Annotated in this window: 6 protein-coding genes and 1 other RNA gene; 2 read left to right on the forward strand and 5 right to left on the reverse strand. The window is 40.6% G+C overall.

The features are described 5' to 3' along the window. Positions 1–138 precede the first annotated feature (138 nt). The 5 genes from ssrA to secG form a co-directional block, all read right to left on the reverse strand. Positions 139–494: a transfer-messenger RNA gene (ssrA, locus tag ACIQLB_RS14145) on the reverse strand. 511 nt (positions 495–1,005) lie between these two features. After that, on the reverse strand, positions 1,006–1,473 hold the full coding sequence (gene smpB / locus ACIQLB_RS14150; RefSeq protein ID WP_400726743.1) for an SsrA-binding protein SmpB: 468 nt from the start codon (positions 1,471–1,473) through the stop codon (positions 1,006–1,008). Between the two features lie 117 nt (positions 1,474–1,590). Further along, on the reverse strand, positions 1,591–4,170 hold the full coding sequence (rnr, locus tag ACIQLB_RS14155) for a ribonuclease R (protein WP_400726746.1): 2,580 nt from the start codon (positions 4,168–4,170) through the stop codon (positions 1,591–1,593). A gap of 37 nt (positions 4,171–4,207) precedes the next feature. Then, positions 4,208–4,954 carry an alpha/beta hydrolase gene (locus ACIQLB_RS14160; RefSeq protein ID WP_400726749.1) on the reverse strand — a complete coding sequence of 249 codons (747 nt, stop codon included), beginning with the start codon at positions 4,952–4,954 and terminating at the stop codon, positions 4,208–4,210. Between the two features lie 516 nt (positions 4,955–5,470). Then, positions 5,471–5,698: a preprotein translocase subunit SecG gene (gene secG / locus ACIQLB_RS14165; RefSeq protein ID WP_370042596.1), complete on the reverse strand. Its 228-nt coding sequence runs from the start codon at positions 5,696–5,698 to the stop codon at positions 5,471–5,473. Positions 5,699–6,036: 338 nt separating this feature from the next. On the opposite strand from secG, the gene ACIQLB_RS14170 reads away from it, so the two are divergent. Beyond that, positions 6,037–7,281 carry a transglutaminase domain-containing protein gene (locus tag ACIQLB_RS14170; protein ID WP_400726753.1) on the forward strand — a complete coding sequence of 415 codons (1,245 nt, stop codon included), beginning with the start codon at positions 6,037–6,039 and terminating at the stop codon, positions 7,279–7,281. Positions 7,282–7,659: 378 nt separating this feature from the next. Further along, a complete protein-coding gene (locus tag ACIQLB_RS14175) occupies positions 7,660–9,297 on the forward strand; it encodes an alkaline phosphatase (protein ID WP_400726756.1) in 1,638 nt (545 codons plus the stop codon). Positions 9,298–9,587: the final 290 nt, after the last annotated feature.

Raw genomic sequence — 9,587 nt, forward strand, 5'->3', positions numbered from 1 at the left:
CAGCTTGTAATTTATCTTTGGCAGTATACTTTTTGACCATACAAAAACTGCACCTCCAATTGTTAGATGTGTCTAACAATTGGGGCGCAGTTCAATATACAAGGGTTTTGACGTTCATTGAAATCCAATGAAATCGTATTATGGAGACGGCGGGAGTCGAACCCGCGTCCAGAAACTCCAATACTTCAGCTTCTACGCGTGTAGTTTGCCTATTTACGATTCACGTAACATTATGCCGACAAACAGGCGTCCTGTACGCTAACCTGGAAATCTCTTGCCGGTGACTCAGGTGGCACCATCGACCGTATCCCACTAAAGTTGGGCCCCACGTTCTCTACATGGGCGATAGAGAGGCAGAGCGCTTACGAGCTTACGCTGCGAAAGCTAAGTTTTGTTGTTTGCCAGTTATTATATAACTTCCGTTGATGACGGAGCCGAGACCTCCGACGCGCGACCAAAGCTTGAACCATCCCTGTCGAATCCGTAACGTCCCCTTGAATATGAATCGAAGCACGTAGCCTCGTTCAAGCAAAGGAGCTAGAATTTCTTCTAGTACGGTGGGAGCTAAAAGTACGCTTCCATGTAATCTGGCATTCAGTAATACTTATTATAAAGCAAATCTAGCTATAGTTCAAGTGTCCTGCTATGATAGAAAAAATTGGCTAGCTCACAATGATTTTCTTATTTCATAATAGCTTTCTAATAGGGTTATTCACCTTGCTGTCGCATGATTTGCAGTGTTATTTTAGTTTCGAGCAATTACGCAGGTCGCTTTGTTTGATGATAACAAACTAGTTTTTTCTTCCACTGCCATTATCACGTTCCTCAGTAAATTAAATATGCTCTATGTTCATAAACATAAATTTTCTTCCTATTATAAGAATGCTGATTTCCTCCTAAATGCGGTAAGTTCTTTATTATATTTTAATATCTCCATCCATTAGAACTCTCCCTAAGAATTTAAAAAGCTCACCATCCAAAAATAGTGAGCTTTTTAACAATCTATTAATCTTGATTTTTTGCTTTGAAGGAGCGTTCCATTTCGCGCTTTGCTTCTTTTTTGCGCATGTCGTTACGTTTGTCGTAATCCTTTTTCCCTTTGCCTACGCCGATTAATAGTTTGGCATAGCCGTCTTTAATGTACATTTTTAACGGAACAATTGTGTAGCCGTCACGTTTTACGGCACCGACTAGCTCGCCGATTTGCTTTTTATGAAGCAGTAGCTTGCGGGCGCGCAGTGGGTCATGGTTAAAGCGGTTGCCTTGTTCGAATGAGCTGACATGCATATTGTTGATCCATGCTTCACCGCTACGGATTTGTACATAGGATTCTTTTAGTTGAACCCTTCCTGCACGGATGGATTTAATTTCTGTGCCTGTTAGCACCATGCCCGCTTCTATTGTCTCTTCAATGAAGTAGTCGTGCCCGGCTTTTTTGTTTTGTGCTAATACTTTCCCAGTACCTTTTGCCATATTTTTCACCCTCTACTTAAAGGATAAGCAGGGTCAACCTGCTTGTATTGATAAAGTGAAAGCACCCGCTTCAAATTGCTTTAAAGCGTTATTGGTGCCTCCACCTATACTTTTACGTTATTTACGTTTTGTTTTTTTCTTTTTGTTTTTCTTGGCGACGCCCTCGTAGAACTTTTGCTTTTGCTTCACGCCTTTTTTAGGGCCAGGGCTTGAGCCATCTTTGCGGCGTCCTCGTGGATCACGGTCGTTTTCACGTCGCTCTCCTTGTCCGCCTCGTCCTTCTTCGTTACGACCATTGCGACTGCCACGTCCGCCTCGTTCTTCTTCGTTGCGACCACTGCGACTGCCACGTCCGCCTCGTTCTTCCTCGCTACGACCACTGCGACTGCCACGTCCGCCTCGTTCTTCTTCGTTGCGACCACTGCGACTGCCACGTCCGCCTCGCTCTTCTTCGTTGCGACCACCTTTGCGGCCATTACGACCATCTTTGTTGTCGTTATAATTTTTGCGTGCGTGAATCACAGTAGGTGCTGCTTTTCGTGTTCGTCCATAAGACGTTACCATTCCGACGATTTCAAAGTCAATCGATGACTCCTCAATAATGACATTTGCTACACGTACCGTTACTTCATCTCCGATACGGAATTGACGATTTGTACGTTCACCGATCATCATCATTTGACGGTCATCAAAACGATAGTAGTCATCTGTCATATTGCTAATGTGAACAAGTCCTTCAATCGTGTTTGGCAGCTCCACGAAAATCCCGAAGTTTGTAATGGATGAAACGATTCCTTCAAACTCTTCACCAATTTTATCGGACATATATTGTGCTTTTTTCAGTGCGTCTGTATCGCGCTCTGCATCGACAGCACGGCGTTCACGTTCTGAAGTATGATCAGCAATTTCATCCATCGCCATACTCCACTGTGCAATTGTTTCTTTTGATGTATCTTTATTAAGTAAATACGTTCGAATTAGACGATGGACGATTAAGTCCGGATAACGTCGAATCGGTGACGTAAAGTGTGTATAGAAATCAGTTGATAAACCAAAGTGACCTAAGCTTTCAGGGTAATATTTTGCCTGCTGCATTGAGCGTAGAAGCATCGTTGAAATTACAGGCTCCTCTGGCATGCCTTCAATGGCTTTTAATACATCCTGTAGTGCCTTTGGATGTACTGTGTTTCCTGTACCTTTGATTAAAATACCGAAATTCGTAACAAATTCAAAGAAGCGTTGCAGCTTTTCTGGCTTTGGATCCTCGTGAATACGGTAAAGGAACGGTACATTCATCCAATGGAAGTGCTCTGCTACTGTTTCATTGGCAGCTAGCATGAAATCTTCAATTAATTTCTCAGCGACTGTTCGTTCACGTAATTCAATATCTACTGGCCAGCCATCTTCGTCCACGATCACTTTAGATTCTTTAAAGTCAAAGTCAATAGCACCACGCATTTCACGTTTTGTACGTAAAATGTTAGACAGCTCAGCCATATGTTTAAACATTGGCACTAGTGGTTCGTAGCGGGCAATAAGCTCTGCGTCTTGCTCCTCTAAAATTTTGTAAACGTCTCTATATGTCATACGCTCAGTTGTTTTAATGACACTTTGGAATATTTCATGTGAGATCACATGACCATTTCCATCAATAATCATTTCACAAGACAGTACTAGTCGGTCAACCTGTGGATTTAATGAACAAATACCATTTGATAATCGATGCGGTATCATTGGAATTACACGGTCTGTTAAATATACACTCGTCGCACGATCATACGCTTCAATATCTATTACAGAGCCTTGTGTTACATAGTAACTAACATCTGCAATATGTACGCCAAGTTTAAAGGTACCGTCTACATTTTTCGTTACGGTAACAGCATCATCCAAGTCCTTCGCATCAGCTCCATCGATTGTCACGATCGTTTCATGGCGTAAATCACGGCGGCCCTCTAAATCTGCCTCTGTAATTTCATCTGGTACTCGTTGCGCAGCAGCAACCACTTCTTCAGGGAATTCAGGCGGAATGTCGTGCTTATATAAAATAGAAAGAATATCCACGCCTGGGTCATTTTTGTGCCCTAAAATTTTTGTGATATAGCCTGTTGCTGATTTTAAATCCTCTGGCCAAGTAGCTACCTCAACGACAACCTTGTGTCCGTCGACTGCTCCTAGCGTATCTCCCTTAGCAATGAAAATGTCCATCGGTAGTTTTTTGTCATCTAAAACAACAAAGCCGAAGCCTCGATTTGCTTGGAACGTCCCAACAAAACTCGTTTGTCCACGTTCTACTACCTTTGTCACTGTTCCTTCACGTCGATCACCGAATGATTCCTTTAAAACACGTATCAAAACGATATCGCCGTTAATCGCACCATTTATTTCATGCGGTGGAATGAAAACATCATCCATCCCCTCAATATCAGGTGCCACAAAGCCAAAGCCTTTCGCATGTCCGATAAATTTACCTCGAAGTAAATTCATGCGCTCTGGCAGGCCATAACGATTGGAGCGAGAACGCACAACTAAGCCTTGCCCCTCCATACGTACTAACGTTTTCACTAATTCTTTAAATTCGTCAGCATCCTCAAATCCAAATAAGTCCTCGATTTCGCCAACGGTTAATGGTTTATAATTTTCTTCACCGAAAAAATCGAGTAAACGACTTTGTAGTGTATCTTTTTGGTCTTTCATAATTTCCCTCCTTCATGAGAAAATCCTAATTATATTTTTATTGTGCCCAATTTAGGCTTTCTAAAAAGCGATAAATATCTTCATGTAACTGATCTTTTTCTTGATCTAACGTAATAACATGTTTTGAGTTTTCATACCACTTGATTTGTTTTTCAAGTGACTCAGTTTGATTATATATAATGTTGGCAGATTCTGTCTCAATTACCTCATCATTTGTCGCTTGTACGACAAAAATTGGTGCATAAATCATGTCAATTTCCTGACGTGTCCGAGCAATAAATTCCCGTAACTCTTGTAAAGATGGCATGCCCTTTTCAGCAATTAACGCAACCTCAGCATCGATTTGCTCCTCATCTTTACCTTGGAACTTTTTATAGTCCCTTGCATATTTTAGTACACCTTGAAACATAACATCTGTTGTACGCATCGTCATTGGAGCACACATTGTCACTATACCTTTAACTGGGTTATTCAGCGCAACGTTTAAAGCCATCACACCACCCAATGACAAGCCAGCAACAGCAATTTCCTCATAGCCCGCATCCTGCAACTGTTTGTACGCGGCTACGACATCCTGCCACCAATCAGCAGGACCTGTTGTAATGAGTTCCTCAGGTTCCACACCGTGACCTTTATAATGAGGTGCTAATGTAGTATACCCTTTTTTCTCTAAAAATCTACCAAGCATTCGCACATCCGCCGAGCTTCCCGTAAATCCATGCAACAATAAAACTGCTCTTGGTCCTGCTTGAAAGAAAAAAGGCTGTGATAACGATTTTTTCATTGCGAGCTCTCCTTCATCCAAATACATACTATAACCATTATAGCCATACTGAAGCTTCCTCAAAAGCTTTGGCGATTGTTACTTTTTTTATGAGGTTTTATAGGTTAATTTGATGGGTCTTTTTTGCATTTTGATGGTCTTTCTGGCATTTTGAAGTTTCTATCCACGATTTTGGCTCTTTTATCCACGACTTTGAGGATTCTATCCATCATTTCGGCTCTTCTATCCACGACTTTGAGGATTCTATCCATCACTTTAGCTTTCCCATCCACCATTTTGCGATTCGCGGGTATTCACCTTGCTTCCGCGGGTATTCGCTTTGCTTCCGCGGGTATTTCCTTACTTCCGCGGGTAATTCCCTGCTCTGCGCGGGTATTCGCTTTGCTTCTGCGGGTATTCACCTTGCTTCCGCGGGTATTTCCTTGCTCCACGCGGGTATTCACTTTGCTGAACCAACTATGTAACCATAAAAGAAAACGCCCAACCAATAAAGGTTAGGCGATATATCTTCAACTATTAGATTTTTGTAATAGCGAGTGCTAATATAAAGAATAATATTGCTAACACAATTGTTGCACGGTGAAGGATTAAATCCATTCCGCGTGCTTTTTGCTTTCCAAATAGTTGTTCAGCTCCACCCGAGATGGCACCTGACAAGCCTGCACTTTTACTAGATTGAAGTAATACTACTACGATCAACGCTATTGATACGATAACTAATGAAACTAATACTACTGTATGCATTTCACTGCACCTCCCGAACTTCGAACATCACAACATCTCACATTATAACAAAAAAAGGTTCTCTTGACAAACCGAGATTAATAAATGCCCTCAATATTCCTCCATCGGTTAGTTTTACCAAAAATCAACATACCACCTTACTCCCATATTATCCTATAATAGTTAAAAACATAGTCACCACTAAGATTTTAAAACTTAGACCATGCATATAAATTGATTGGAGTGAGGCTGGGCGACTCCGTTGGGATTAGCGGCTCATCGGACGCCCCCAGGAAAGCGCGGAAATCACCCCTACGTTTTAGTGATGCGCCAAAAATGTAATTATTATGGGAGGAATTATGAAAAAGAGTATATTGCTGATTTTTTTACTTATTATTTTAAGCATGCTAAGCGCTTGCTCAGCTGCTATCAAGGCTGTCGAAGTATTAGTACAAGAGGAACCTGAATCCGAAGAAGAGACCTCTATAGACCTTAAGGATCCTACTAGTAAAGCTCAATCAGTTGAGGTTTCTGCGGAAGACCTTTTTTCAACGACATTATTTAAGAAAGATCCTGCTTTGTTTCAATTTTCAAAAAAAGTCGAGAGGCATATTTCAACATTTGACCCAAACTTTACAGTAATGTATAGAGGTAAATTAGATTGGGGTACATTGGAAAAACAAATTAATGATATTTATAACATCATTAATTTCGTTAATCCTTATACAGCAGGATATATCGATGATTTCAACTGGGAAGCATGGGAAGTAGATAATGGTTACGAGGTAGAGTTTGATTTTACATATTTTACTGATGCCAAGAAGGAAAAGAAAGTTGATACTTATGTTCAGGAATTTGCAAATAAGTTTATTACAAAAGACATGGATGATTTTCATCGTGCTAAAGCCGTTAATGACTTTGTCGTACAACTAGCCACTTATTCTGATAAAGATGCGTCAGAAGGACAATCCGTTTATGAATTAATCAGTAAAAAAACTGGCGTTTGTCAAGCTTATGCACTATTAGCCTATCGTTTATTTTTGGCGGCTGGTCTTGATGCTAAATATGTATATGGCTATAGCGATAATCAGCTTCATGCATGGAATTTAGTAAATGTTAATGGTGATTGGTATCATGTTGACACGACTTGGAATGATGTTAATCCTGATGAACCTTATGCTATTGCCTACGAATATTTTTTAGTGAATGACGAGAAACTAAGCGAAGATCATATATGGGCACACGAAAACTATTTTGCAGCTTCTAGCAAAGCTTACGATTTTATGCATGATATGTGGTACACAGATACTGTTGGAAACGTTATTTATTATAATAGCATGACCGATAACATGGTATACGCCTATGATTTAGCAACAAAACAAAATAAACAAATTACAGAAACATCCTGCTATTACTTGGCGACTTCAGACGATGCGATTTATTGCAGTGATTATGATAATGCCGGCTTTTTAACAAAAATATTTATTAACGATGGCTCAGAAGAAGTGTTATTAGAAGAAGAGGTTCAAAACTTGTTCATTGATGATAAAGGCGTTTTATTTTACGAAACCATGGACGGTGAAAAGCATTCACAAAATTTATAACCATTTCTAGAATCTGCATGCTTCCATTAATCAATGGATAGTAAGCAGCTTCTACTTTCACCTTCCGTCTTTAATCTATTTAAAAACATATGTCATGAGTAAAAGTTGATTGGAGTGGAGACTGGGCGACTCCTTGGGGACTAGTAATAGAGGAACGAAGGCTAAAAACATCACGTCCTGTGATTACGCCTCCGTGACTAACATCGTGTTAGCCCGACGCCCCCAGGAAGCTTTGCTCTGTGCGAAAGCGAAGCGTCAGCAACAAAGAACAGAAATCAACCACACACTTTTGGAATTAACAATATCCCCCTATTAATTCATCCTTGCTTTACACCTTCCTTTACACTTACTTGTGAATTGACCCTGAGGAGGAAAGTCATGAAATCAAAAAAATGGAGTTCATTATTGTTAGCTAGTGCAATTGCTTTATCGTCGATTAGTATCGCTCAACCGCAAGTACAAGCAGCCCAAGTAAAGAAGCCAACCAATGTGATTATGCTCGTAATGGATGGTAGTAGTAATAATGCCGTTACACTTTCTCGTTGGTACAAAGGTGAAAGCTTAGCGATGGATGAAATTTTATCAGGGGCAGTGCGTACATACTCTGCCGATTCAGCCATTACTGACTCAGCTCCTGCCGCTACTGCGTTAGCAACGGGTCATAAATCAAATAACAAATTTGTGGGTGTGCTACCATCTGTTATTAATTCACCAGGGCTAGAGCAAATTGCCAAAGAGGATGCTTATAGACCTGTAGCCAATGTTTTAGAAGGGGCGAAACAACAAGGCAAGGCGACCGGATTGATTGCTACTTCGGAAATTCAACATGCTACACCAGCTGGCTTTTCTGCACATGTGAAACATAGAAGCCAATATGATGACATCGCTGAGCAGCAAGTTTATCAAAACATTGATGTCGTGTTAGGCGGTGGCTTGGAGTCTCTGTCACCGGGCACAACTAAAAATGCTCGTAAAGATGGCGAGAATTTAGTGGATGTACTGAAGGAAGAAAATTATGACATCGTGAAAACGAGGGATGAGCTTTTTAAAAGTAAAGCGTCAAAAATTTGGGGAAGCTTTGCTCCAGGTGCCCTTGCCTACGATTTAGATCGTGCTACAACAAGAGCATCTGAACCAACTCTTGCTGAGATGACAAGTAAAGCTATTGATACCCTTAAAAAGAATGAGCAAGGCTTCTTCCTATTTATAGAAGGCAGTAAAGTGGACTGGGCGGCTCACGCCAATGACACAATTGGTATGATTAGCGATATTTTATCGTTTGATGCTGCAGTCAAGGAAGCTGTTGATTTTGCAAAAGAAGATGGCAATACAATGGTCATTGCTGTTACAGACCATGCCAATAGTGGTATTTCAATGGGGAATGCCAACACGACAAGTACTTATCCCAACACACCTGTATCTGCCTATATCGCTCCTCTCAAGAAAGCTAAAATGACTATTGAAGGTGCGCTAAGCCAATTAAAAGAAGATAAATCAAATATGGTAGAAGTCGCTGCACTTTATGGATTAGATGATCTATCTGAGGACGAGCTAACAACATTACAATTAGCTGAAGATACGGGAGAAGAAATGGTAAAAATGCTTGCCAACCGCGCCAATATTGGCTATACAACCGGTGGGCATACGGGTGATGATGTATTCTTATACTCATTCGGACCATCTAAAATTACTGGCCTTGTAGAAAACACGGATTTAGCCCATGCAATGGCACAGTTTATGGGCTTCGATTTAAAGAAGCTTACAGATGATTTATATATACCAGCAAAGAAGGCTTTCACTGAAAAAGGCTACACATCTAAAATGGACTTAACCGATAAAGAAAACCCTAAATTTATTGCACAAAAAAATGATGTAACCGTTACAATCCCAGTGAATAAGAACATTTTAATATACGAACAAGACAAGACAACAAAAACGCATACGTTTGACACAATCAATGTCTACAATGGCACTGAATTTTACGTTTCCAAAAAAGTTTTAAATGCTCTTAATTAAAGTGAAACTTTAATCAGGGGGGATTTTTTTCATCCTCCCTGATTATTAGTCTTCACCAATCGGGCTTTTACGGACAGTTCTCCCCTCTTTGCTTTCACTAAATTTTGAGGCAGGGTTCTCGTACTTACTGCTTTGCCCTCGGTACATATAAGGTACTGTCCGTTAAAGCGGGATAAAGTGAAACTTTAATCAGGGGGGATTTTTTTCATCCTCCCTGATTATTAGTCTTCACCAATCGGGCTTTTACGGACAGTTCTCCCCTCTTTGCTTTCACTAAATTTTGAGGCAGG

The organism is Lysinibacillus sp. NPDC092081 (assembly GCF_044755845.1).
In the GTDB taxonomy this organism is placed as follows: domain Bacteria; phylum Bacillota; class Bacilli; order Bacillales_A; family Planococcaceae; genus Lysinibacillus.

Excerpts from the sequence above, each read along its gene's own strand:
- smpB (WP_400726743.1), bottom strand. The coding sequence starts at position 1,473 with ATGGCAAAAGGTACTGGGAAAGTATTAGCACAAAACAAAAAAGCCGGG.
- rnr (WP_400726746.1), bottom strand. The coding sequence starts at position 4,170 with ATGAAAGACCAAAAAGATACACTACAAAGTCGTTTACTCGATTTTTTC.
- ACIQLB_RS14160 (WP_400726749.1), bottom strand. The coding sequence starts at position 4,954 with ATGAAAAAATCGTTATCACAGCCTTTTTTCTTTCAAGCAGGACCAAGA.
- secG (WP_370042596.1), bottom strand. The coding sequence starts at position 5,698 with ATGCATACAGTAGTATTAGTTTCATTAGTTATCGTATCAATAGCGTTG.
- ACIQLB_RS14170 (WP_400726753.1), top strand. The coding sequence starts at position 6,037 with ATGAAAAAGAGTATATTGCTGATTTTTTTACTTATTATTTTAAGCATG.
- ACIQLB_RS14175 (WP_400726756.1), top strand. The coding sequence starts at position 7,660 with ATGAAATCAAAAAAATGGAGTTCATTATTGTTAGCTAGTGCAATTGCT.